Here is a 23,928-nt window from a genome sequence, read left to right on the forward strand (position 1 = left end):
GCCGGCCGCCGTACCTGAACTGCCCGCCGCCGCCTGACGACGGGTCCGGTCCACCGCTCCGGCCGCGACCACCTGCAGGAACTCCGCGGCACGGGAGATCTCCTCGACTCCGGCGGCGAAATCAACAGCTTCACCGAAACCGAAGAGCGCAGCTTCCGCCACCGCCGTCGAACCCGCGTTCTTCAGCAGCTCAAGGCACCGGGACAGGACACCGGAACCACCGCCGTCGGACGCCGGATGTGACGGGCCCACTTCCGCCGGGATGCTCCGCAAACCCCGCGTAGCTGGAGGCCGTACAGCGGCCGCAGGCAGAGCCGGCCACAGCAAGGTCCCTCCTGCTGCAAATTCCCCCATGGCTTTCATGGGATAACTCTGTCAAAGGGGTACGACAAAAAGGGATCGAAATGGTCAGTGCTTCTGCATTTCACTGTGAATGCAATCCCTAAAAACCAGCCTCGAATTTTTGCTTTCTGTATCCGAAGCCGGTGAGGCCGCGCGGCTTATATATAGAGAGCAGGACGGCGAGGACCAGCAGGATGAGCGCTCCGCCCGCATGGAGGACAGGAGACCAGCTCTGCAGGGACTCGTGGCCGGTGCCCGGGGGAGTCCTCGTTCCGGCAGTTGCCGCCAGGTGAGTGACGGTTTGCATGTACAGGAGCAGGATGGCGGTCGCCACGACGTTGATCATGAGTTTCGCCAGAACCCAGTAATGTCGAAACAGCCCCCAAGTGGAGACCAGGGACTGGAAGATACCCGTCACCAGCGAGGCCAGGCTAAGTGGCACGAGAACGCTCCAGCCGATCAGTTCCATGACCAGGGCACACGCCCTAACAAGGTCGGGGTCCGGACTGGCCGCGGTGGTAATGGCCAAGGCAAGAAATGCCGCCACAGCTCCGAGCCATCCGACCGCGACGGTCACGTGCGCCACGAGCATGGCTTTGCGCAGGCGCTGGGAGGTTCTCATGCCCCATCCCCGACGCCCGCTTTTACGTATCCGGATACGTAGCCGTGCGGGGCGGGGCTGGTGGGAGCGCCGCTCATGTGCTGGCCGGGCCCATGGCCGCTGAGCAGCATCACCGCAACAAGAACGGCCAGGATGAGAAAGACGATCCCTGACACCTTTACCCATCTGGGCGTGGGGCCAGGCCTTCGGGGATGCGGGGAACGGCTGGGGCGGTCACCGGGCTGTTCGGGCTGAGACATATTTGGTCCTGTTCAGTGGGCTTGGTTGGTCGCCGATTACAGGGTATCGATACAATATGTCTCGAACAAGGCAATCTGTCGCACGCGTGTCGGTGCGTATAGACTGTGGCGGTGCCGAAACTTTGGAACGAAACGATTGAAGCTCACCGTTCCGCGGTGCGGGATGCAATCCTGGATGCCGCCATGACTCTCGTGTCCAAGCACGGGCCGTTGTCGGTGACGATGTCCCAAGTTGCCAAGGAGGTGGGTATCGGGCGGGCCACGCTGTACAAGTACTTTCCGGACGTTGAGGGGATCCTGCTGGCAGTGCATGACCGTCAGGTGGCAGGCCAGCTGGAACATCTCCATGCGGTGCGGGACGCCGGCGGTAACCCGGCCCGGCAGCTGGAACAGATTCTCCGGATCCACGCCATGATGGTCCACGAACACCATGGCAGCGCCATTTCGTCGGTCATGCACCAAGGCAGTGCCCGGAAGCACCAGCTGGCATTCCTTCAGGATATTCTCCAGCGCTCCGCCGACAGCGGAGTGGTCCGCAGCGACATAAGTTCCGAGGAACTCGCGAAGTTTTGCCTGCATGCGCTCTCCGCGGCAGCGGAAGAAAGCTCCCGCGCGGCCGTGGACCGCTTGGTGCAACTCACCCTGGACAGCCTTCGAATCCATTGAGCACGGCTGGGCGGCAGGACGTTGCCGCGGTTTAGCCAGCCGGAATGGCAAGCGCGAGGAGTCCCGCCAGCCGCGCCGCCCCGAGCCCGGCTCCAGAAAGTCAGCTCCGGACCAGCCGCGGCCGTCCGAATTGGGTGCGGACGCCGGGGGAGTACAGCACTGAGTCGGGCGGTCCCGCCACATGGATGCCGGCAGCGCCAATGAGGCCGTCCTCCAGGGCCGACACCTCGGCCCGGCACAACGGCCAGGCCGGATGGGAGTTCGGAATGTAGAGCGTACGTCCGCGAAACCGGGAGTGCAGGCCGAACCTGGCGGTCAGGTGGACTGACAACGGATCCGTGGCGACGTCGTCGAACGCCGGAACGACGGCGAAATCGGTCCTGGCCCCGCGCTGGAACCGCCGGACGGAGTAGCCGAGGGATGGGTTGCCGGAACTAGCCGGTCGGAAGCAGGCGTGCGACCACACGTAGGGAATTCCGGCGGCGCGGGCGGCGAGCACCCCTGCGAGCCTGTCGGCGTCCAGGCTCAGGAACACAACACCCCGGGTGCCGTCGGGCTCCCGCGAATACAGGCGGACGTTGATTTCATTGAAGTCCCCGAGATACGGCACCGCCGGACCTCGGCCAAAGCCCGCCTTCTGCATGCGGAAACCGATCAGGCCTACCCACGCTGAACCGTCGAAAACGTCAGGCACCACCTCGGGCGGCATAAATGCGGCGGCAGTTGCTTCGGGGATGCGCCAGTGCAGGAACACTGCATCGGCCCAGCGCTGTTCCATAAGGACCGGTCCGCGCAGCTCGGGCGGATTCGGCCAGGGGTCAGGCAGATGCTCCTTCGGGGTCTCCGGCGCGACCATGTCGAAGGCCGTCAGTCGGCCGACGTCGAAGAGGCAGCCGGAGCCGGGGAAGCAACAGACGCCGGGGAGGCAGCAGACGCCGCGGCGGCTGCCGGGGCCGCGGTCGCGGTCGGTTTCGAGGATGTCTCCGCGCCGGCGGAACTAGCCGGCTCCTTCTGCCATGGCCAGCGGCCGGTAATTTCCAGCTCGAGCGAGAAGCTCAGGAAGGTTCGGATCAGCACGATAACCGCCAGCACGCCTACGCCTTCAAAGGTTGGCGTAACCGCGACCGTCCGGATGATGTCAGCCGCCACCAGGAGCTCAAGCCCCAGCAGGATGGAACGCCCCAGCAGCTGCCGGTAGGACCGGTAGACCGAGAGTGGTTCGGAGCCTTCCGGCAGGCGCTTGGGCTGGAATCCGCGGATGGCCATCGGGATGGACACGACGGCGCCAACCACCATAATGGCGACGCCGGCAAAGTCCATGAATCTGCCGATTGTCTCGATGATGTGCTGAAAATCCACTGTTCCCCTTACAAAAATTCGGACTACAAGGCTTCGGACACGTAAAGACCATGCTGCATCACGGGTGCCGCACGCCTTCGCCTGCCAGGATGGCACGGTAGCCCTCGCGGAAGGTCGGGTAGGCAAACTCGAACCCGGTGATGCGGAGCAGTGCATTGCTGCACCGCTTGTTCCCGCCGCGGGAAGGCTCGCCACCCGAACCGCCACCGGGAACGGCCGACGGCGGCTGGGGGAGTCCCAGCTCGGCGGCCAGGAAGCGCTGGACCTCGCCAAGCTCGGCAGGGTCGTCGTCCACGCCGAGATACACGGGAGCCGGCTCAGCCGCCATGGTGCAGAGGTGCACGATGGCCGCCGCAGCGTCGTCACGGTGAATGCGGTTCGTGTAGCGGGGCTCAGCGGGCGGCACCGCAGACCCTGCGCGCACCTGGTCGATGAGCCGCGTCCGCCCGGGGCCGTACACGCCGCCCAGGCGAAGCACCACGGGAGTGACCCCGGAGCCGAGCAGCCGCGTGTTCAGCAGCTCCTCGGCCTCCCACATGATGCGGCCCGAGAACCCGCCGGGTGCCGGCGTCGTATTTTCCTCCACCCAGCCGCCGCCCGCGTCGCCGTACACCGCGGTGGACGAGACGAACACGACCCGCCGGACCAGCGACGGGAGCGCGACGCCGTCGTGCCCGCGGGAGCGATCCAGCGCGTCGAGCACGTTAGTCAGCCCGTCGATATAGGCAGCCCGGTAGGCGGCCTCGGTGGACGCATCGGCCGCGACGGCGACGACGACGGCGGTGGTGTCCGCAGGGATGGGCGGCAGCGGCGGGGCGGACAGGTCAGCCGCGACACCTTCGATGACAGCCGGAAGCTTTTCGGGCGACCGCCGCCAGCCCACCACGCGGTGGCCGGCGGCGGCGAACCGCAGCCCGGCTTCGGTACCAAGATCGCCGCAGCCGGCCATAAGAACAGTCATACTGGCCAGTCTGCCAGAGCGGCGCCGAACGCCCGGCGATAAACCCCTGAAACTATGCCTGGGGCGCCGGAACCGGGAAGAACAGCCGGGGGTCCTGCAGCAGGGCCGGGTAGTCGAACGCGGAACGGTCCACGACCTCCGTCACCTCGAAGTTCCGGGCGAAGCGGCCTTCCACTGTGATGGGGCGTCCCTGGACCTTGCCAATCGCGAAGGTGGCACCGCCGTCGAACGGAACAGCGACGGGCGTGTTGCCGGGGAGGGTGCGGAACGCTTCTTCCTGCCGCTGCCGCTTCCGGGTGGGCTTCTTCACCAGCTGCTTGGGCGGAGCCTTGCGGGGGTTCTTGTCCGGCCGGCGCGATGTGGAGTCAGCGTAGACAAACTGATATTCGTCGGCCGGGGCAGCTGCCTTCGCTGCGCGGCCAACCTCAGGCAGGCTGATGGTGTTCAGCTTCTCAGGTTCCGTATCATCCACGTGGGCGCGCAGGATCCACAGCCTCTCGCCTACCGGATCCTCGGGGAGGAACTCGTGCCTGGGTTCGGGCCAGACGTACTCGAGATCGGCCGGCGTTCCGGGGAACACTTCGCTGTAAAAGCGCGGTTCCTTCTGCAGCAGGCGGGAGCGGTGGCTGAGGTGGAAGTCCGGCTCGCCGAGCCACGGCGGCATCGCGATCTTGGCGGCGTAGGCAGCGTGGTCTGCCTGGGGTGCGAATTCGGCGATCTTGGCCCGGGTGGTGTCTTCCCCGCCGCGGGCGGTCCATTCATCAACCATGGCCAGGCCGTACATCGTCAGCGCGGGCACGTAGCCCATCCACATGCGGACGGCTGGGTGCGACTGCCAGCCGTACTCCGGGATCACCAGCGCACGGAGTGTCTGCAGCGCCTCGACACGCTGCTTGCCGAGCCGGACGCGGTCCAGGACCGCGGCGCTCTGCTGGAAATCTGGATAGGGAAGGAAAGTCTGCATTCTTCAAGTGTGGAGGTGCGCCGGTTCCAGACCAAATGCCGACGGCCCGTGAAAGTCGGGTAGGCTGTCAGCGGCTTCCTCACCGTGCGGCGTAGTCTACTTGACCGTATGCTGAGACGGGGGCGACAACACGGTCACAGTTTGACTAAGATGGCCGCAAACAAATCCCGCCTCAGCCACCCTCCGGAAGACACGACATGACACTTACCCAAGCAGTTCCGTTCACGCCGAAGTTCGGACAAATGCTGAGCCCGGACGCCAACGGCATCCTGGTGCTTGATGAATTCACGCTGGATCCCGAAGCCGCCCGCAAGGAACAGCACGGCTTCCGCGCCGCCCTGGGCTCTGTTGCACTTAAGCTGCGCCGCATCGTAGCCCTGCGCCTGTTCATCGCAGTAGTGGCCATCGCCAATCTCCCGCTGTTCCTGCTGTCCACCGGGTGGTGGATTTACATTGTGTCCCTTGCCCTCGTGGTGGGCGTGCACGCCGCTGTTTCATGGCTCAACAAGCATGAACCGAAGGTCCGCCAGCGCCACTCCCTGGAGCTGCACCTGCACCGCGAACGCAGCGACAACTACCGCAAGATGCGCGACGCCGTGAAGTTCGTCATTGATTCGCCGGCGCGCATGAACGAGCACCTGTACCTCGAGCTCCTGGCCGCCAAGCGCGTCGCCCTGCACCTGCACATCGGCACCGTGGCCCTGCTGGACACCAGCGACGACTCCGCCTGGAAGGTCCGGATCGTCCGGGAACTGCCGCAGGCAGCCTGAACAAACTTAAAAAGAACGACGCCGGAGCTCCCCGCGCAGGGGACGCTCCGGCGTCGTCGTTAACCGGCGGCGCCGTTTACAGGTTGCGCCCAGGCACCGGCCATGCCTGAAGCGGCCGTGCCTGAACCGGCCGTGCTAGCTGCGGTGCCCGAGCGGAATCACATGCGGGCGGCCGTCCGTCGGCTCGCTCACCACCTCAGCATCGAGCCCGAAGACGTTGAGGAGGCGCTCGGAAGTAACCACGTCGGCAGGGTTGCCCTGGGCCTGGATCCGCCCGTCCTTCATGGCGACGATGTGGTCCGAGTAGCGGGCAGCAAGCGAAATATCGTGCAGCACCATCACCACGGTGCGGCCGTGCTCGCGGTTGAGGCGGCGGACGAGTTCGAGGACGTCCACCTGGTGGGCAAGGTCAAGGTAGGTGGTGGGTTCGTCCAGCAGCAGGATGCCGGTCTCCTGGGCGAGTGTCATGGAGATCCAGGCCCGTTGCCGCTGGCCTCCGGACAGGTCCTCGATGGGAGTGTCGGCAAGGTCCAGGATGTCCGTCGCGCGCAGGGCGTCTTCCACCACCGACTCGTCGGCAGGGGAAAACTGCTGGTACCACTTTTGCCTCGGGTGCCGCCCGCGGGACACGAGGTCGGCCACGGTCAGCCCTGACGGGGCCACGGGACTTTGCGGCAGCACGCTGATGCGCGTGGCGATGTGGCGGGTGGACTGCCCGGCCAGCGGCATGCCGTCGAGGATCACTTCGCCGGAACGGGGAGCGAGCAGCCGGCCAAGGCCGCGGAGCAGCGTGGACTTTCCGCAGCCGTTGGGCCCGATGATGGAGGTCACCTGGGCATTTGGAATGGTCAGGGACAGGTCCTGGATGATGTCCGCGCCGTCGTACCCAAGGCTGAGGTTCTCGGCGCGCAGCCCCTGGTCAAGCCGTGTGGTGGTCGTCAACTCAGCCTCCGCTGGTACTTCAGGATCAGGTGGATCAGGAACGGCGCGCCCACGACGGCGGTGGCGACGCCGACGGGCAGCGGTGCGCTGAGGGCGTTGGCTGCGACCGTGTCGGACAGCAGGACGAAGACTGCGCCCACCAGCGCTGATACGCCCACGGGCGGGATGACGCTGGCGGTCAGCGAGCGGGCGATCTGCGGGCTGGCTAGGGCAACGAAAGCCACGGGGCCGGCCGTGACCGTGGCAACGGAGGCCAGCAGCACGGCGATCGTGAGCACCGTGAGCCGGATGATGCCGATCCGTGCGCCGAGGCCAATCGCCGTGTCCTCGCCAAGGCTCGTCAACAGGAGCCAGCGGCTGCTGAAGAGTGCCGCGACAATCAGCACCCCTGCGCTGAGGGCCATCGGCTGCACGGTGGCCCAGTCCTTGCCGTTGAGTGAGCCCATCATCCAGGTCAATGCCTGGGCGGCGCTAGTCACGTCGCCCAGGGTCAGGATCCAGGTGGTCAGGCTGGCGGCCAGCCCGGAGATGCCTAGGCCAGCCAGGACCAGCCGGTAGCTGTCCAGGCCGCGGCGGTACGCGAGCAGGTAGACGGCCACGCCGCTCACTATGCCCGCTCCGAAGGCAGCGGCCGGCGTTCCTACGGTGGCCGCGAAGCCGCTCAACCCGGCATGTCCGCCGTCGGCCACGACCAGCACCGTGACCGCGCCAAGGGAAGCACCGGCGGTGACGCCGAGCAGGTCCGGGCTGGCCAGCGGATTCCGGGCGACCGTTTGGGTGATGGCCCCGGCCGTCGCCAGGGCGGCACCGACTACGACGGCGGCCACCATCCGGGGCGCCCGGAATTCTGTGACGGCGAGGTGTATCCGGGAGTTTGAATCGTCGCCGAGGAGGGCCCGCAGTACGTCGGGGTACGCCATGGGCGTTCCGCCGAAGGCAACGTGCAGGGCCATGGCGGCGAGCAGCACCACGCCGAGCACACACCCCACGAGAACAATGCGGAGGTTGAGCCGGACTGAGACGGGCCCGGCGCGCAGCACGCGGATCGACGTAGCGGAGGGCGTTCTGTCTTTTTGCAGGAGGGTCATACTGCGGCCAGCTTCCGCCTACGGGCAAGGTAAACGAAGAACGGCGCCCCGATGACGGCCAGAACCACTCCCACCGACAGTTCGCCGGGGCGGGCAATGACGCGTCCCGCCGTGTCGGCCAGCAGGAGCACCGTGGCGCCCGTGATTGCCGACACTGGAACCAGCCACCGGTAGTCCGGCCCGGTCATGGCGCGGGTGATGTGGGGGACCAACAGACCGGCAAAAGCGATGGGACCGGCCATGGTCACGGCGGAACCTGCCAGCAGCGTCACCGCGGCAATCCCCGCGGCCCGGGCCTTGAACACTGAAATCCCCAGCGAGACGGCGGTGTCCGCACCCAGTGCCAGGCCATTGAGGGGCTTGATATTCAGCAGGGCCAGCACGGCAGCGGCAACAACGAAGGGCCAGATCACGGCGAGAACGCCGCTGCGGGCGGCAAGGGATCCGACCTGCCAGAACCGCAGGGTGTCCAGGGCCTGATCGTTCAGCAGGACAATTCCGGACACGAGCCCGGCACACAAGGCCGTTACGGCAGCGCCCGCGAGCACCAGCGTGACCGGAGTGGCCCCGTGCTGGGCAGCAGATCCGATCATGAAGACCAGGACGCTGGCCGCCAGCGCCCCGGCGAAGGCCAGCAGGGCCTGCGGCAGGGGAGGCAGCTCGCCGGCGAGCGCCGTGGCGGCGACGATGGCCAGCGCGGCGCCCTGGTTGATGCCCAGGAGACCCGGATCGGCCACAGGGTTCCGGGTGTGCCCTTGGACCAGCGTTCCGGCCAGGCCGAGGCAGACGCCCGCGCAGACCGCCAGCACGGTCCGCGGCCACCGCAGTTCCCGGATGGTCACATCCATGACGCTTCCGTCCGGAGCGGCCACTGCATGCCAGACGTCCTGCAGGGACGAGGGCTGCCCGCCGATGCAGATGCTCAGGAATGCGGCGCCCAGAAGGGCGGCTGCAGATACCCAGAGCCAGCGGGCGGCTGCGGCCCTCCTGCGCGGGCGCGGCAGGGGAACTGGCGTTCTTCCCTGCACCCGGGGCGGGGCCACGGCCGGGTCGAGTGTCACCACGCGGCTCCCTTCTATTACGACATTCATCTGTGATGTATTTGGAAAAATCCTGCTACAGTCTACGCCAGACGCAGGTAAGCCTTGCCTAAGAAGCCAACTCCCCGTCACATCGTTTCGAAAGCGACTCCGTGAAAACACGCATCCTCAAGCAGCTCAGCGCTGCCGCCGCCGGACTGGCCCTCCTGGCCACAACGGCATGCGGCGCCCCGGCCGCCAGCACTGAAGCATCCTCCGCACCGGCAGAATCGGCCGGGTTCCCCCTGACCATGGAACACACCATGGGTTCCACCACCATCGGCACCGTCCCGAAGCGCGTCGTCGCGCTGGACCCCAGCTACATCGACGCAGCCCTCCTGCTGGGGGCGGACCTGGTGGGGTACGTCCAGTACCGCCAGGATCCGAAGGCGCCGTTCGCTCCCTACCTCGGGGACGTCGCGAAGGCGACCAAGGATTCCGTCAACGTGGGCACCCTCGCCGAGCCCAACTTGGAAAAAATCCTGGAGCTTGAGCCCGACCTGATTGTCTCGGCCAAGGTCCGGCACGAGGCCCTGTACCCGCAGCTGTCCAAGATTGCGCCCACCATCTTCTCCGTCAGCACCGGACCCACCTGGAAGGAAAACGTCGTCTTCCTTGGCGAAGCCCTGGGCAAGAAGGACAAGGCCGAAGAGCTCGTCAAGGCGTACGAGGACCGCGCGCAGAAGGTCGGCGCCGAGATCCTGGCCAAGAAGCCGGACGCCACGTACTCCCTCATCCGGTTCACCGGCGGCGACACTGCCCGGCTCTACTCGTCCAAGTCGTTCATCGGCGAAATCATGACGGACATGAGCATCCCGCGGCCCAAGGACGCACCGGACAGCGAGAAGGAAATCTTCGTACCGCTCTCCTCCGAACAGATTCTGCAGGGCGACGCCGGGCTGGTCATGGTCAGCGCGTTCACACCGGCCGGTGCCGAGGGCGACAAGGCCCGCGAGCAGCAGGCCAAGTTCCAGTCCAACCCGCTGTGGGAGCGGCTGGAAGGCGACGTGATCGACGTCGACGACGCCACGTTCCTGGCCTCCGTCAGCATCCAGGGTGCGCACGCAGTGATCACCGATCTGGCAAAGCACTACGGCGTAGACCCGCAGCTGCCGTAGCTGAAACAGATCCACGAAAGCCGAACCATGAGCACACCCCTTGATGCCCCGGCCTACCCCCTCCGGGCCTTCGATGTCGTGACGCGGCGCGTCGAAGATGTGAGCAGCCACTTTCGCCGCATCACTTTCTCCGGCGCCGCCCTGGAGCGGTTTGGCGTTCCCGGCCCAACCAAGGACCTTCGTATCAAGCTGCTCATCCCGGCGGCCGGGCAGCCACTCAGACGGTTCGGCGGACCGGCCGGCCAGTTGCACCATGGCTGGTACCAGGACTGGCTCAGGACTGACGAGCCAGGCCGTGGATTCATCCGCAGCTACACTGTCCGTGCCATCCGGACTGCCGCGCAAGGCCCCGAAATCGACATCGATTTTGTCCTCCACAGCGCCGGGGAGGGCACGAGCGTTACGGATGGACACAGCACTGCCGACGGACACAGCGGGCCGGGATCCGAATGGGCCGCCGGTGCCGCCATCGGAATGGACGCCGTGATCATCGGGCCCGACGTAACCGCCATCACCGGCGCCACGGCGCCCGGCGAAACCGGAATCAGGTGGGAGCCCCGCGGAACGGCTCATGTGCTTTTGGTGGGGGACGAAACGGCAGTTCCCGCGATCAGCTCCATCCTCGAAACCCTGCCTGCCAACATCAGCGGGCATGCGTTCCTGGAGGTCCCCGACCCTGAAGACTTCCAGTCCATCAGCACTCCATCCTCAGTTCTCATCACCTGGCTGGCCCGCGCAACGACAGACAGCCCGCGAGGTGCCCTGCTGGAGGCGGCCGTCAGGTCAACTATGGTGCCTGCCGGCTCTACGACAGCGCCCGTCCGGAACACCAACGGCCGGGACACCAACGGCGGGGACGCTTACGGCGGTGACACTTACGCCTGGGTGGCGGCCGAGGCGGCCACGGTAAAGGCCCTGCGACGGTACCTGGTGGACGAGGCCGGGCTTGACCCCAAACGCTCCGAGTTCCGGGCCTACTGGAGCCTGGGCAAGGCCGGTTCGGGGGCCAACGGCACGCCCATCGGACTGGAGGCGAAGGGCCGGCAACTGAGCAGGACGGCAACTGCACCACCAGATTAACAACCGGATACACAACAGAAGCAGAAAACAAACGCCGGAGCTCCCCCCCAAGGGGACGCTCCGGCGTCGTAGTTAATTCACGGCCCTGAAGTTACCGGGCGGCCCTGCGGTTACCCGGCGGCCCTGAACCTGGAGCGCTGTGGCACTAGGCCGGTAGCTGCAGGACCTGTCCTTCGAAGACCAGGTCGGGATCGACGATGGTGTCCGTGTTGGCGTCGGCGAGGGTCTGCCAGCCGCCGGCGATGTTCAGCTTTTCGGCGATGGTGCTCAGGGTGTCGCCGTGCTCAACCGTGTAGGTTTCGCCGCTCAGCGGGACCTCAGCTGCATGCCGGGGTTCGGCCTGGACAGGTGCTGCCGCCTGTACCGGAGCCTGCGCGGGCGCCGGGGCTGCCTGCACCGAAACTTCCGCGGGCGCCGCCGGGGCGACAGGAACGCTTGGTGCGGGCGCACCGCCGCCGCCGCTCAGGCCGAGCTTGGCCGCGCACGCGGGCCAGGCACCCCAGCCCTGGCTGGCCTGGACTTTCTCGGCGACGGCGATCTGCTGTTCGCGGGTGGCGTCTGCAGGTGATCCCGTGCCGCCGAAAGCAGCCCAGGTGCTGGAGGTGAACTGCAGTCCGCCGCTGAAGCCGTTTCCGGTGTTCGTGCTCCAGTTGCCGCCGCTTTCGCACTGGGCGAGGGCGTCCCACGTGCTGGCGCTGGTTGCGGTGGGTACCGCCGCGTTGGCGGCGGTGGCGGACAGGGCGAGGCCTGCCGCGGACACTGCGGCCAGCGTGACTCCCCGGCGCGCAGCAGTTCCCAATTTGGATTTGTTCATGCGAATGGAGGTGTTCATGAAAGTGGATGCTCCTGAGGGCCACCTGCGCTCGGTCCGTCCCCGGACGTTGTCGCGCCACTGCCCGCCCCTGACGAACTAGAGGTCATGTGCGGTGTCTGCCGGCCGGGCAGTAACTGGTGGTGGCAGCACCGGGCATTCGTTGTCCCGTTCGGCGGGATTGCAGTCCACGCTAAAACAGTGCCGCCGCGTTATCAAATCGAGATAGTTACCGGGCGTGGCGTACTTGCCCGCGGCCTGTAACTACCGGGCCAGCGCCGTCGCCAGGTACGGTGCCGTCCGGCTCCCCTTGGAACGGGCGACGGCGGAGGGCGTTCCGGCGGCAACGATCTCACCACCGGCGTCGCCACCGGCCGGCCCGAGATCGATCACCCAGTCCGCAGCTGCCACTACATCCATCTCGTGTTCCACCACAATCACTGTGTTGCCGGCATCGACCAACCCGTGCAGCTGGACCATGAGCAGCCGCACGTCAGCAGGGTGCAGACCCGTGGTGGGCTCGTCCAGCAGGTAGAGCGTGTGCCCGCGGCGGGCGCGCTGGAGTTCAGTGGCGAGTTTGATCCGCTGTGCCTCGCCGCCCGACAACTCCGTGGCGGGCTGGCCCAGCCGGAGGTAGCCCAGGCCGACGTCGCGCAAGGTCTGCAGGCTGCGGGCAGCGGCCGGAACCTCCGCAAGGAAGCCGGCGGCCGCGTCCACGGTCATGGCCAGCACCTCCGCCACGTTCTTGCCTTTGTAGGCGACCTCAAGGGTCTCGGGGTTGTACCGCGTGCCCTCGCATTCGGGGCAGGGGCCGTAGCTGCCCGGAAGGAACAGGAGCTCCACCGCCACAAAGCCTTCGCCCAGGCAGGTCTCGCAGCGGCCGCCGGCAACATTGAAGGAGAACCGGCCGGCGCCGAAACCCCGGGCGCGGGCCTGCTCGGTGGCGGCGAACTCCTTGCGCACAGCGTCGAACAGCCCGGTATATGTGGCCAGGTTGGACCGCGGCGTGCGGCCGATGGGTTTCTGGTCCACCCGCACCAGGCGGTCGATCCGGTCCACTCCGCTGGTTTCCGCCACTGCCTCTGCCACATCCAGAGGCCAGTCGGAGGCGGCGTCGGACTCCTCCAGCGGTTCCTGTGCCGCTGCCGCGTCAGTTTCCCGCTCCGGGTTCAGCTGGGTGTTCACCACCTCGGCCAGGACCTGGCTCACCAGGGTCGATTTGCCCGAGCCCGACACCCCGGTGACCGCTGTCAGGATGCCCAGCGGGAATTCGGCGTCGAGATTCCGAAGGTTGTGCCGGCTGATGCCCTTCAAGCCGAGCCAGCCATCCGCTTCCCTGACTGCAGCTTTCCGCTCTGACGCGGCATCGCCCGCACCGCCGCCGCCCGCACCGCCGCCGCCCGCACCGCCGCCGTCGATCCTTCCGCCTCCGGCGCCCGCAGCACGCGGCTCGTCCGGGAACAGGAAAGGCCGCGTGACGGAGGCGTCCACATCGGCTAGCCCAGCAACCGGGCCGCTGTACAGGATCTCGCCGCCGCCTTCCCCGGCGCGGGGTCCAACGTCCACCAGCCAGTCGGCACGGCGGACCACGTCCATGTTGTGCTCAACCACGAATACCGAATTCCCGGATGATTTAAGCGCTTCGAGTACCGCCTGGAGGGGCTCCGCGTCGGCGGGGTGAAGCCCGGCGGACGGTTCGTCCAGCACGTAGACCACCCCGAACAGCCCGGAGCGGAGCTGGGTTGCAATCCGCAGGCGCTGCATTTCACCGGGGGAGAGCGTGGGCGTGGCGCGGCCCAGGGCGAGGTAGCCCAGGCCGAGTTCCAGCAGGACGGTGATCCGCAGCAGGAGGTCACGGGCGATGGCGACGGCGACTTCATTGGTCTCACCGGAGGCCGCGGTGCGGCTGGCCGTCCCGGCGTCCTTGAGCTTGCTGGTGGGCCGGAGGATCGCCGCCAGTTCGGCCATGGGCAGCGCGTTGAGCTCCGCGATGCTGCGGCCCGCGAACGTCACGGCCAGGGCGGCGGGGGTGAGGCCGCTCCCGCCGCAGCGCTCGCACGGCCCTGTTTCCATGAACCGGAGGACGCGCTGGCGCATGGTGTCGCTCTTGGAGTCGGCCAGGGTGTGGAGCACGTAGCTCCTGGCGCTCCAGAAGCGGCCCTTGTACGGCTTGGCCACGCGGTCCCGCTTCGGCGTCACCTCCACCACAGGCTGCTCCTCGGTGAAGAGGATCCAGTCGCGGTGTTTCTTCGGGAGCTTCCGCCACGGCGTGTGGACGTCGTAGCCCAGATGACTGAGGATGTCGCGGAGGTTCTTGCCCTGCCAGGCGCCCGGCCAGGCCGCGACGGCGCCGTCCGCGATGCTCAGCGACGCGTCCGGTACCAGCGAGGATTCGCTGACGGTGTGCGCAATGCCCAGGCCGTGGCAGACCGGGCAGGCGCCGGCGGCAGTGTTAGGCGAGAACGCGTCCGAGTCCAGCTGCGCCGTCCCTTGCGGGTATGTCCCGGCGCGGGAGAACAGCATGCGCAGCGAGTTGGACAGCGTGGTCACCGTTCCAACGGTGGAACGGCTGCTAGGCGTGCCCCTGCGCTGTTGAAGCGCGACGGCGGGAGGCAGCCCGGTGATCAGCTCCACTTTGGGGTTGTGCCCCTGCTGGATCAGACGACGTGCGTACGGAGCCACGGACTCGAAGTAGCGGCGCTGGGCTTCGGCGTAGATGGTTCCGAAGGCGAGGGACGACTTGCCGGAACCCGAAACGCCGGTGAACGCGACGATGGCATCCCGGGGCACGTCCACATCCACGTTGCGGAGGTTGTTTTCGCGGGCTCCGCGTACCCGGACAAATCCGTTGGTGGGGTGGTCCGGAGTAAGGAAGGACAAATCGGGGGCCTGCTGTTCGAGGTGCATCGATTCGACTCTATCGGTGCTGACGGGCCGCGGGCATATCCTTGCCTGATGGAAACTTTCGAGCGCGCGCCTGAACCCGGCAGCGAGCCAGCACTGCACGATGGCCCTGTTGATGCCGTTGTCCCCGACGCCGAGGAAGTCCTCGCGGAGGAGGCTGCACAGCTGCTGCCGGTGGCCGAGCTGCACCTGCACATCGAGGGCACCCTGGAGCCGGAGCTGATCTTTGCGCTGGCCGAGCGCAACGGCATCCGGCTGCCCTACGCGGACCTGGACGAGCTGCGTGCGCGGTATGAGTTCACGGACCTGCAGTCCTTCCTCGACCTGTACTACGCGAACATGGCCGTGCTGCAGACGGAACAGGACTTCGCGGACATGACGCGCGCCTACCTGGAGCGTGCGGCTGTTGCGGGAGTCCGGCATGCGGAGATCATGATGGACCCGCAGGCCCACCTGGCCCGCGGGGTCTCCTTGGAAACCTGCGTGAACGGGGTGGCGTCCGTGCTGGCCACATCCGAGGCGGAGTACGGCATATCCAGCCTGCTTATCGCCGCCTTCCTGCGCGACCTGACCGAGGAATCGGCCCTCGAAGTGCTGGAGAAGCTTCTTGCCATGAACGCGCCGATCGTCGGCATCGGGCTGGATTCGGCCGAGGTGGGAAACCCGCCGGCCAAGTTCGAGCGGCTGTTTGCCCGGGCGAAGGAGGCCGGGCTGCACCGGATCGCGCACGCCGGCGAGGAGGGACCGCCGTCGTACATCATCGATGCCCTGGAACTGCTGGACGTGGAGCGGATTGACCACGGCATCCGGTGCATGGAGGACCCCGAGCTGGTGGAACGGCTTGTGGACGACCGGGTGCCGCTGACCGTGTGTCCGCTGTCCAACGTTCGGCTCCGGGCTGTTGACACCCTCGCCGACCATCCCTTGCCGGCCATGCTCGCCGCGGGCCTGAACGTGAGCGTAAATTCTGACGACCCCGCCTACTTCGGCGGGTATGTGGACGACAACTTCGGCCAGCTGGTGGCCGTGCTGGAGCTCTCCGAATTCGACCGGGTGCGGCTGGCCTCCAACTCCATCCGGTCCTCGTTCGCGGACGAGGAGCGGAAAGCCGAGCTGCTCGAGGAGCTCGGCTACTCGTAATTCCCTGGGGCCCTGGCCCAATGCTTGCCGGGGCATGCCATAACTGCTAATCCTGATAAAAGGTTCTATCCATCGGGGACATCAGTTCAAAGCAGCACTGAGTCAAGGAGGGTGCAGCATGGCGCGCAAGAACCCGCACGTTGAAGAAGCTGACGAAAACAACATCGAAGTGGGCAAGCCCAAGGACTGGGCCGCGGGCATCCCCGGCATCTACCACTCCATGCAGCCCGCGCTGAAACACATGGGTGTGGGACGGACGGGAAAGACCTTGCTCGGGCTGAACCAGAAGGACGGCTTCGACTGCATGAGCTGCGCCTGGCCCGACCCCGGCCACCGCAAGACCTTCGAGTTCTGCGAACAGGGCGCGAAAGCCGTCACGTGGGAGGCGACGCCGGTGCTGGTGTCCCGCGAATTCTGGGCTGACAACCCGGTCAGTGAACTGCGCGGACGGTCAGAATACTGGCTCGGGATGCAGGGCCGGCTGACGGAACCGATGTACAAGCCGGCGGGGGAGGACCACTACCGTCCGGTCAGCTGGGACGAGGCGTTTTCGATGATCGGCAGCAAACTCCAGGGCCTGGACAGCCCGGATGAGGCCGTGTTCTACACCAGCGGCCGGACCTCGAATGAGGCCGCGTTCCTGTACCAGCTGTTCGTGCGGGCGTACGGAACCAACAACCTGCCGGACTGCTCGAACATGTGCCATGAGTCCTCCGGCTGGGCCATGGGCCAGACCATCGGGGTGGGCAAAGCCACGGTCACCTATGACGACTTCGCCAAGGCGGACCTGATTATCATCATGGGGCAGAACCCGGGCAGCAACCATCCCCGCATGCTCACCGCCCTAGAGGAAGCCAAAGAGGCCGGCTGCGAGATCGTGGCCATCAACCCGCTGCCGGAGGCCGGGCTGATGCGGTACAAGAACCCGCAGACGGTCAAGGGCATCGCGGGGCACGGAACGGCGCTCGCGGACCAGTACCTGCAGATCCGCCTGGGCGGGGACATGGCCCTCATGCAGGCGCTGTCCAAGCGGGTGCTCGACGCGGAATCGAAGCGGCCGGGCGAAGTGCTGGACCACGACTTCCTGCGGGAGCACTGCGAAGGCCTGGACGAACTCAAGGCGCACCTGGCGGAGCTGCAGGACGACACCGTGCTGAAGGCCACGGGCCTGGGCAGTGCGGAAATCGATGGACTTGCCGAGCGGTACCTGCGTGCCGGCAAAGTGATCATCACCTGGGCGATGGGCATCACGCAGCACAAGAAGGCCGTGCCCACCATCAAGGAGATCATCAACCTCCTGCTGCTGCGCGGGAACATCGGCAAGCCCGGTGCCGGAGCGTCGCCGATCCGCGGCCACAGCAACGTGCAGGGAGACCGCACCATGGGCATCTGGGAGCAGATGCCGCGGCCCTTTATGGATGCCCTCGCCAAGGAATTCAGTTTCGAGCCGCCCCGGGAATCCGGCGTGGATGCGGTTGAGGCCATCCGCAAAATGCGCGACGGCGGGATCAAGGTTTTCGTTGCCATGGGAGGCAACTTCGTGGCCGCCATCTCGGACACCCACGCCGCTGAAGCGGCCGTGGAGAACACCGAGATGACCGTGCAGATCTCCACCAAGCTCAACCGCTCCCACACGGTCACCGGCCAGGAGGCGCTGATCCTGCCCACGCTGGGGCGCACCGAAATCGACCTGCAGGAATCAGGGCCGCAGTTCGTGTCCGTGGAAGACACCGTGTCAGCTGTGCACGCGTCCGAGGGAAAGGTGAATCCGGTGGCGCCCGGGCTGCTGTCCGAGGTGGCGATTGTGACCAGGCTGGCGCGGGCAACCATCGGCAGCAGGATCGACGCCGACTGGACAGGGTTTGAACGGAACTACGACCTCATCCGGGACCACATCTCCCATGTGGTGGTGGGCTGCGAGGAATACAACCGGCGGATCCGGGAATGGGGCGGCTTCGTCCTGCCCAACGGGCCGAGGGATTCCCGGACCTTCCGCACGCCGACGGGGAAGGCGATGCTGACCGTCAACGACCTGGAGTTGGTGGAGCGGCCGGCCGGGACCCTGATCCTGCAGACCATACGCTCGCACGACCAGTTCAACACCACCATCTACGGGCACAACGACCGGTACCGCGGCGTGAAGAAGGGCCGCGACGTTGTCTTCGTCAGTGCCGAGGACATCGCCGAGCTGGGCCTGGCGGACGGGCAGTCTGTGGACCTCCACGGGGTGTACGGGGACGGTGCGGAGCGGGTCATGAGAAAGCTCAGGGTCGTTTCCTACCCCACGGCCCGGGGGTGTGCGGCGGCGTACTATCCGGAGGCCAATGTGCTGGTGCCGCTTGAGACGGTGGCGGAAGGCAGCCATACGCCCGTGTCCAAGGCAGTGATCGTCCGGCTGGAGCCGAGTTCGGGGTGAGTCATGGCCGTCATCACTGTTGGAGACGTTGACATGTTCTATGAGGAGGCAGGCCGCGGCCCGGGCCTGGTGCTGGTGCACGGATCCTGGGTGGATCACCATGAATGGGATCAAATGGTCCCGCTGCTGGCCAAACACTTCAGGGTAGTCAGCTACGACCGGAGGGGCCATAGCAAGAGTTCGCTGACAAACCACCAGGGCTCGGTTCACGAGGACGTTGAGGATCTCCTCGCGCTGATCCGTCTGCTTCGCCTCGATCCGGCCGTGGTCATGGGCAATTCATTTGGCGCGCTGATTGCGCTGCGCCTGGCCGCGGCCCACCCGGAAGTGATTGCGGCGATTGTTGGGCATGAACCGCCGGGGCTCTGGCTGCTGGCTGAAGATCTGGCCTATTCGGAGGTTCTCCAGGGCTTCACAACGCACGTGGGCGATGTGGCGGAAGCCCTGAAGGCGGGGAATAACGCGCAGGGTGCTGAGCTTTTCGTTGATTCGATCGCGCTGGGTCCCGGAAGCTGGGAACGCCTTCCACCGGACCAGCGGGAGACGTTCGTACGCAACGCGCCCACTTTCCTCGACGAGCTCGGCGACCCGGACGGCCTTTCGCTCGATCTCGGGAAGTTGCAGGGCTACACCGGCCCGGTACTCCTGACCCAGGGCGACCAGAGCCCGCCGATGTTTGCTTCCATACTGGATCGCCTCCAACTCGCCCTGCCAAACGCGCAACGCGTCACCTGGGCCGGCGCGGGACACGTCCCTCACCTGACGCACCCGCACGAATATGCCGAAACCGTCATCAAATACGCCGTACAGGACGACGCCGCCTCCTAACGCCAGCCCTGCCCTTGGGAGGGCACCATGAGTGATTTCGTTGTGTATCTTGACACGTCTGACGTTAGGCCCGGGAGGCTGGGCGAACTGAAGGCTGCCATGACGGAACTTGCCCGCTTTGTCGAGGCAAATGAGCCGCGGATCGTCGCGTACGACGTTTACTTCTCGCGCGACGGCAGCCGCATGAGCGTCCTTCACATCCACAAGGACATACCTTCGCTGGAGTTCCATCTGAAGGTCGCGGGCCCGCTGTTCCGTCCGATTGCGCCCCTCGTCCAGCTTCTGACCATCGAAATCTTCGGAGCGGTGAATCAGCAGCTGCTGGAACGGCTTGAGGCGAAGGCTCAACTTCTGGGTGGGATAGTGATCGTCCGCGACCTACATGCGGGATTCGCCCGGGTCTGAGCGGCCGAATTCGGACGTCGCTACGCGTCCCCGGTTTGCGCAGGCTTCTGGCCCTGTCAAGGGGCCTAAAGTCCCGATGTTTGCGCCATCCGGCTGGCACTAGGATCATTTAGGCCGCCTTCCGCGTCACAGTCGGTCACGACACACGTTGTTTACGCGCATAGTCGCCTGTATTCACAGTTCACTGGCAAAATGCTGAGTGATCACCTGCTCGAAAGGACAAACATGCCCACGGCTATTGCAGATTCCACCACTGTTCGACTCAAATCAGTGCTCGACATCCTCGCGGAGAGCGTTCTGTCAGGCGAGACCCTCGGTGCCGGCGCCGTCCTGGCCCAGGCCACGGTCCGCGTGCCGCTGAACGAGAAGGAAAGTGAGCTGCTCAGCGGAGGGATCCCGCGGGGACACAAGGCCCTGACCACGGCCACCAGCAAGCTTGTGAAGGCGGGCTGGCTCGTCAAGGGACGCGGCGGCTGGACCATCACCGAGGACGGCCTCCGTGCCACGGTGGCCTTCCCGGACGTTGACTCGTTCGCAGCGGCACTTGCCGAAGGCACGCCCGTTCCCGCTGACGTACCGGTACCCACGGCTCTCCCCGCCAACGCCGCGGCAAAAGCTCCCAAGGCTGCACCGAAGAAGAAGGCGCCGTCCAGGGCCGCCAAGGTAGTTGAAAAGGCTGCCGAGCTGGTTGAAGACGCGGTTGCGCCGGTGACGAAGGCTGTGCGCACCCGCAAAGCGGCCGCGAAGCCTGCCGCCGACGAGGACGCCCAGACCCCGAGCGTCGAGTCCATCGACCAGCCGGAGGCAGTTGCCATCGCCGGCGACTTCAACGTGCTGCTGGGTGCACCGGCGAACTGGGCGCCGCAGTACGACGAAGCGCAGATGAAGCTGGATGCCGTGGACCAGCTGTGGAAGCTCTCCGCAGACCTTCCCGCCGGGCGCTACACCTTCAAGATCGCCCTGAACCGCTCCTGGGACGAGAACTACGGAGCCTTCGGTGCGTTTGATGGCGCCAACCACGAACTGCACCACCCCGGTGGCCGGATCACCTTCAACTACGATCACCGGACCCGGGACATCACCCTGGTCTAAGCCGCCCCCTCGGTTAGTCCTGTAGGCAGCTGACCCTGATCGGCTTAGAATCAGAGCAATCAGGGTCAGCTCCACAAAGGACCGGTGTGGCATGGACACCGTTGAGATCTCAGGACTGCGCATCGGCTATCAGCGTGCCGGCGAGGGGCCTCCGCTGGTCCTGCTTCACGGTGCGTATGAGGACAGCCGCATCTGGCGCCGGCAACTCGAGGCGCTGTCCCGGGACTTCACTGTTATTGCCTGGGACGCCCCGGGATGCGGCCGGTCAGACGATCCCCCTCCGGACTTCTCCGGCCGGGACCTCGGCGATGCCCTGGCCGGGTTCCTCCGTGCAGTAGCTCCGCGGAAACCGCACGTCCTCGGGCTGTCCTGGGGTTCAGGGGTTGCGCTGGAGCTGTACCGGAACCACCCGAACATGGCGGCGTCGCTGCTGCTGGTCTCGGCCTACGCCGGCTGGGCCGGCTCGCTGCCGCCCGAAGAAGTGGAACGGCGGTACGCGCAGGTTCTCGCCGAACTCGACCAGCCGCCCGAGCAATTCATCCCCGTCTGGATGCCCACCCTCTTCACCGAGCGGGCTGATCCCGCCGTCGTCGAAGAGGCCAGCGCCATCATGGCCGACTTCCACCCCGACGGCATGCGGGCCATGCTGAGCGCGAGCGGGCACGCCGATTACCGCGACGTGCTGCCCACCATCACCGTGCCCACGCTGCTGCTTTACGGGGAAGAAGACGTCCGGTCCCCGCTCGCGGTGGCCCGGGAGATGCGCCGCCAGATTCCCGGCGCCCAGCTCGTGATGATTCCCGACGTCGGGCATATGGTTGCGGCGGAAACGCCCGAGGCGTTCAACACCGAAGTCCGGCGTTTCCTGCACAGCATCGGCGACTAAGACTGAACTTTCCTACCGCTGGAACCGCGTGGGGTCCGGATTGGGCGGCGGCGGTGTCGGCGGGACCGGTCCCGGGTCGGGAATCGGCAGCGGCCCGGGCGCAGGTCCCGGTTCGGGCCGCGGGCCCGGCGGGCGCGGTTCCGTGGGGTCAGGCCTGTGGGGCGGAAACGGATTGTCCGGGTCCGGCGGGCCGGTGGGGCCCGGTTCGGGCGGGAACGGATCCGGTTCAGGCAGCGGTGGAATTGTCATGATGCACTCCTTGCTTCGGGGGTGGTTCCTTCGCTGATGTTGGGCTTACTTGGTGTGACGGCCTAGTTGTTGTGTTGACGGCGGAATACCTTCAGTTCCCAGGGACGCAGGGTCACGGCATCGTGGGTCCCGGCGCCGTCGTGCGGGTAATTGCCCAGGACCAGTTCCGCAGGGTAGTGGCCCAGTTCCAGTTCCGCTGCGCCTGCTTCGGCGTCGCCCCAGCCGCCGCCGTCGAGCTCCACCGTCCGGTCTTCCCCGGAGAAGTTGCCCAGCACCAGCAGTTGGACGCCGGGCGTTGCCCCCGCCCCGGATTCCGACGCCGGTCCCAGCAGCGACCGCCGAAAGGCGTACACATGCTCGTCATCGGGCAGCAGCATAGTGAAGTCGCCGTCGGCCACCACCGGTTCGGAATGCCGCAGGGCAATGACCTGGCGGTAGAAGCTGAACACCGAGTCCGGATTGTCCACCTGCTCGGCGGCATTCACATGGCTGGTGTTGGGGTTGACGGCGATCCAGGGGGCTCCGGTGGTGAAGCCGCCGTGCCGGCTTGCATCCCACTGCACCGGGGTGCGCGCGTTGTCGCGGTTCAGGGGTGCCAGGGCGGCCAGGACCTCTGCGTCCGTGTGGCCCAGGTGCGTGGTGGCTTCGCGGTGGTGGTTCAGCACTTCAATATCGCGGTAATCGCTGATAGCGCCGAAGCTCATGTTGGTCATGCCCAGTTCCTCGCCCTGGTACACGTACGGCGTGCCGCGGTGCAGGTGCAGGATGCCCGCCAGCATCTTGGCGGAGAGCTCGCGGTACTGCCCGTCGTCGCCGAAGCGGGACACGGCCCGGGCCTGGTCGTGGTTGCCCCAGTAAAGGCTGTTCCAGCCGCGCCCGGCCAGCCCTTCCTGCCAGCGGCCAAGGGACTGCTTCAGGTCAGTGAGCCGGAGCTTTCTGGGCCGCCATTTGTTGCCGTCTTCCTGGTCCAGCGCCACGTGCTCGAACTGGAACACCATGTCCACTTCGCGCCGGGCGGGATCCGTGAACAGGACCGCATCCTCCACGGTGACGCCGGGCATCTCGCCCACGGTGAGCAGCGGCTTGTCCCGGCCGGTGAAGACTTCCAGGTGCATCTCGTGCAGGAACTCGTGGATCCGCGGCCCGGACATGAAGTGCGGACTGCCGTCGCCGAACAGCATGCCTTCCGCTTTGAGCCCGTCCGGCAAGGAAGTGTCCTTCGAAATGAAGTTGATGACGTCCATCCGGAAGCCGTCCACCCCGCGGTCCAGCCACCAGTTCATCATCTCGTAGACGGCGGCCCGGACTTCCGGGTTTTCCCAGTTCAGGTCCGGCTGCTTCCGGGAGAACAAGTGGAGGTAGTACTCGCCGGTGACCTGGTCGAATTCCCACGCCGGGCCGGAAAACGCGGAGCCCCAGTTGTTCGGTTCAGCGCTGGCTCCGGGGCCGGCTTCCGGATTCTCCCGGGGCGGCCGCCACCAGTACCAGTCGCGTTTGGGATTGTCTTTCGACGACCGCGACTCCACGAACCAGGGGTGCTCGTCCGAGGTGTGGTTGACCACCAGGTCCATCACCAGCTTCATCCCGCGCGAGTGCAGCCCGTCGGTGAGTTTCTTCAGGTCCGCCAGCGTGCCGAAGAGGGGATCCACATCGCGGTAGTTGCTGATGTCGTAGCCGTTATCGTCCTGCGGGGACATGTAGATGGGGGAGAGCCAGACGACGTCGACCCCCAGCTTCTGCAGGTAGTCCAGCTTGCTGATGATCCCGGGCAGGTCACCGATGCCGTCGCCGTTCGAGTCCGCGAAGCTGCGCGGATAGATCTGGTAGACCACCGCCTTGCGGAACCAGCCAGGATCCGTGGTCACCTCATCATCGGTGTCTGCCGCTTCGCTGACAGGTGGTTCCGTTGCGGGTTCCGCGTGGGTGGTCATGGCCTGGTCTCCTCAGTTGCTTGCTGCTGCTCTGAC

Annotated in this window: 20 protein-coding genes and 1 pseudogene; 10 read left to right on the forward strand and 11 right to left on the reverse strand. The window is 66.3% G+C overall.

The features are described from left to right. Positions 1-442: 442 nt before the first annotated feature. Entirely contained in the window at positions 443-964 is a 522-nt protein-coding gene (locus J7I92_RS12845) for a DUF2269 domain-containing protein (protein WP_214841044.1), read from the reverse strand. 350 nt (positions 965-1,314) lie between these two features. On the opposite strand from J7I92_RS12845, the gene J7I92_RS12850 reads away from it, so the two are divergent. Further along, a complete protein-coding gene (locus J7I92_RS12850; RefSeq protein ID WP_214841046.1) occupies positions 1,315-1,869 on the forward strand; it encodes a TetR/AcrR family transcriptional regulator in 555 nt (184 codons plus the stop codon). 100 nt (positions 1,870-1,969) lie between these two features. Here the strand turns inward: J7I92_RS12850 and J7I92_RS12855 are convergent, their stop codons facing one another. The 4 genes and pseudogenes from J7I92_RS12855 to J7I92_RS12870 all read right to left on the reverse strand — a co-directional run bounded on the left by J7I92_RS12855 (position 1,970) and on the right by J7I92_RS12870 (position 5,153). Beyond that, positions 1,970-2,725: a YqjF family protein gene (locus J7I92_RS12855; protein ID WP_251039867.1), complete on the reverse strand. Its 756-nt coding sequence runs from the start codon at positions 2,723-2,725 to the stop codon at positions 1,970-1,972. A gap of 134 nt (positions 2,726-2,859) precedes the next feature. Next, positions 2,860-3,228 (reverse strand): annotated as a pseudogene (locus J7I92_RS12860) (DUF1622 domain-containing protein); the annotation flags it as partial. 58 nt (positions 3,229-3,286) lie between these two features. After that, on the reverse strand, positions 3,287-4,189 hold the full coding sequence (locus J7I92_RS12865) for an NAD-dependent epimerase/dehydratase family protein (protein ID WP_214841047.1): 903 nt from the start codon (positions 4,187-4,189) through the stop codon (positions 3,287-3,289). A 52-nt stretch (positions 4,190-4,241) separates the two neighbouring features. Beyond that, positions 4,242-5,153, reverse strand: coding sequence for an MSMEG_6728 family protein (locus J7I92_RS12870; protein ID WP_214841049.1), 912 nt, complete (start codon positions 5,151-5,153; stop codon positions 4,242-4,244). A gap of 197 nt (positions 5,154-5,350) precedes the next feature. Between J7I92_RS12870 and J7I92_RS12875 the strand changes: the two genes are divergently transcribed. Beyond that, on the forward strand, positions 5,351-5,923 hold the full coding sequence (locus J7I92_RS12875) for a hypothetical protein (protein ID WP_214841051.1): 573 nt from the start codon (positions 5,351-5,353) through the stop codon (positions 5,921-5,923). A gap of 135 nt (positions 5,924-6,058) precedes the next feature. Here J7I92_RS12875 and J7I92_RS12880 read toward each other — a convergent pair whose 3' ends face one another. Genes J7I92_RS12880 through J7I92_RS12890 form a run of 3 tightly spaced genes read right to left on the reverse strand, consistent with a single transcriptional unit; the run spans position 6,059 to position 9,044 of the window. Next, positions 6,059-6,865, reverse strand: coding sequence for an ABC transporter ATP-binding protein (locus tag J7I92_RS12880; RefSeq protein ID WP_214841053.1), 807 nt, complete (start codon positions 6,863-6,865; stop codon positions 6,059-6,061). Continuing rightward, positions 6,862-7,953: an iron chelate uptake ABC transporter family permease subunit gene (locus J7I92_RS12885; protein WP_214841055.1), complete on the reverse strand. Its 1,092-nt coding sequence runs from the start codon at positions 7,951-7,953 to the stop codon at positions 6,862-6,864. The genes J7I92_RS12880 and J7I92_RS12885 overlap by 4 nt, the downstream gene beginning before the upstream one ends. After that, positions 7,950-9,044, reverse strand: a complete 1,095-nt coding sequence (locus J7I92_RS12890; RefSeq protein WP_214841057.1) for an iron ABC transporter permease — start codon at positions 9,042-9,044, stop codon at positions 7,950-7,952. The genes J7I92_RS12885 and J7I92_RS12890 overlap by 4 nt, the downstream gene beginning before the upstream one ends. A 101-nt stretch (positions 9,045-9,145) precedes the next feature. Here J7I92_RS12890 and J7I92_RS12895 point away from each other — a divergent pair, with 101 nt between their 5' ends. Both J7I92_RS12895 and J7I92_RS12900 read left to right on the forward strand, forming a co-directional pair. Continuing rightward, positions 9,146-10,150, forward strand: coding sequence for an ABC transporter substrate-binding protein (locus J7I92_RS12895; protein WP_214841059.1), 1,005 nt, complete (start codon positions 9,146-9,148; stop codon positions 10,148-10,150). A gap of 27 nt (positions 10,151-10,177) precedes the next feature. Further along, positions 10,178-11,230 carry a siderophore-interacting protein gene (locus tag J7I92_RS12900; RefSeq protein WP_214841060.1) on the forward strand — a complete coding sequence of 351 codons (1,053 nt, stop codon included), beginning with the start codon at positions 10,178-10,180 and terminating at the stop codon, positions 11,228-11,230. Between the two features lie 145 nt (positions 11,231-11,375). On the opposite strand, the gene J7I92_RS12905 is transcribed toward J7I92_RS12900, so the two are convergent. Together J7I92_RS12905 and J7I92_RS12910 are read right to left on the reverse strand one after the other, a co-directional pair. Continuing rightward, complete coding sequence (locus tag J7I92_RS12905) at positions 11,376-12,044, reverse strand: transglycosylase family protein (protein WP_214841336.1); 669 nt, start codon at positions 12,042-12,044, stop codon at positions 11,376-11,378. A gap of 261 nt (positions 12,045-12,305) precedes the next feature. Continuing rightward, on the reverse strand, positions 12,306-14,948 hold the full coding sequence (locus tag J7I92_RS12910; RefSeq protein WP_214841061.1) for an excinuclease ABC subunit UvrA: 2,643 nt from the start codon (positions 14,946-14,948) through the stop codon (positions 12,306-12,308). A 48-nt stretch (positions 14,949-14,996) separates the two neighbouring features. Here J7I92_RS12910 and J7I92_RS12915 point away from each other — a divergent pair, with 48 nt between their 5' ends. The 6 genes from J7I92_RS12915 (at position 14,997) to J7I92_RS12940 (ending at position 21,712) form a co-directional block, all read left to right on the forward strand. Beyond that, positions 14,997-16,085, forward strand: a complete 1,089-nt coding sequence (locus J7I92_RS12915; protein WP_214841062.1) for an adenosine deaminase — start codon at positions 14,997-14,999, stop codon at positions 16,083-16,085. Between the two features lie 118 nt (positions 16,086-16,203). After that, positions 16,204-18,501, forward strand: a complete 2,298-nt coding sequence (locus J7I92_RS12920) for an FdhF/YdeP family oxidoreductase (protein ID WP_214841063.1) — start codon at positions 16,204-16,206, stop codon at positions 18,499-18,501. A 3-nt stretch (positions 18,502-18,504) separates the two neighbouring features. Continuing rightward, positions 18,505-19,329 carry an alpha/beta fold hydrolase gene (locus J7I92_RS12925; RefSeq protein ID WP_214841064.1) on the forward strand — a complete coding sequence of 275 codons (825 nt, stop codon included), beginning with the start codon at positions 18,505-18,507 and terminating at the stop codon, positions 19,327-19,329. A 27-nt stretch (positions 19,330-19,356) separates the two neighbouring features. Further along, positions 19,357-19,734: a hypothetical protein gene (locus J7I92_RS12930; RefSeq protein WP_214841066.1), complete on the forward strand. Its 378-nt coding sequence runs from the start codon at positions 19,357-19,359 to the stop codon at positions 19,732-19,734. Between the two features lie 225 nt (positions 19,735-19,959). Then, positions 19,960-20,826, forward strand: a complete 867-nt coding sequence (locus J7I92_RS12935) for a glycosidase (protein WP_214841068.1) — start codon at positions 19,960-19,962, stop codon at positions 20,824-20,826. A gap of 91 nt (positions 20,827-20,917) precedes the next feature. Beyond that, on the forward strand, positions 20,918-21,712 hold the full coding sequence (locus tag J7I92_RS12940; RefSeq protein ID WP_214841070.1) for an alpha/beta fold hydrolase: 795 nt from the start codon (positions 20,918-20,920) through the stop codon (positions 21,710-21,712). A 311-nt stretch (positions 21,713-22,023) separates the two neighbouring features. On the opposite strand, the gene J7I92_RS12945 is transcribed toward J7I92_RS12940, so the two are convergent. Continuing rightward, positions 22,024-23,892 carry an alpha-glucosidase gene (locus J7I92_RS12945; RefSeq protein ID WP_251039869.1) on the reverse strand — a complete coding sequence of 623 codons (1,869 nt, stop codon included), beginning with the start codon at positions 23,890-23,892 and terminating at the stop codon, positions 22,024-22,026. Positions 23,893-23,928: the final 36 nt, after the last annotated feature.

Source organism: Arthrobacter sp. ISL-72 (genome assembly GCF_018613755.1).
Lineage (GTDB): Bacteria > Actinomycetota > Actinomycetes > Actinomycetales > Micrococcaceae > Arthrobacter.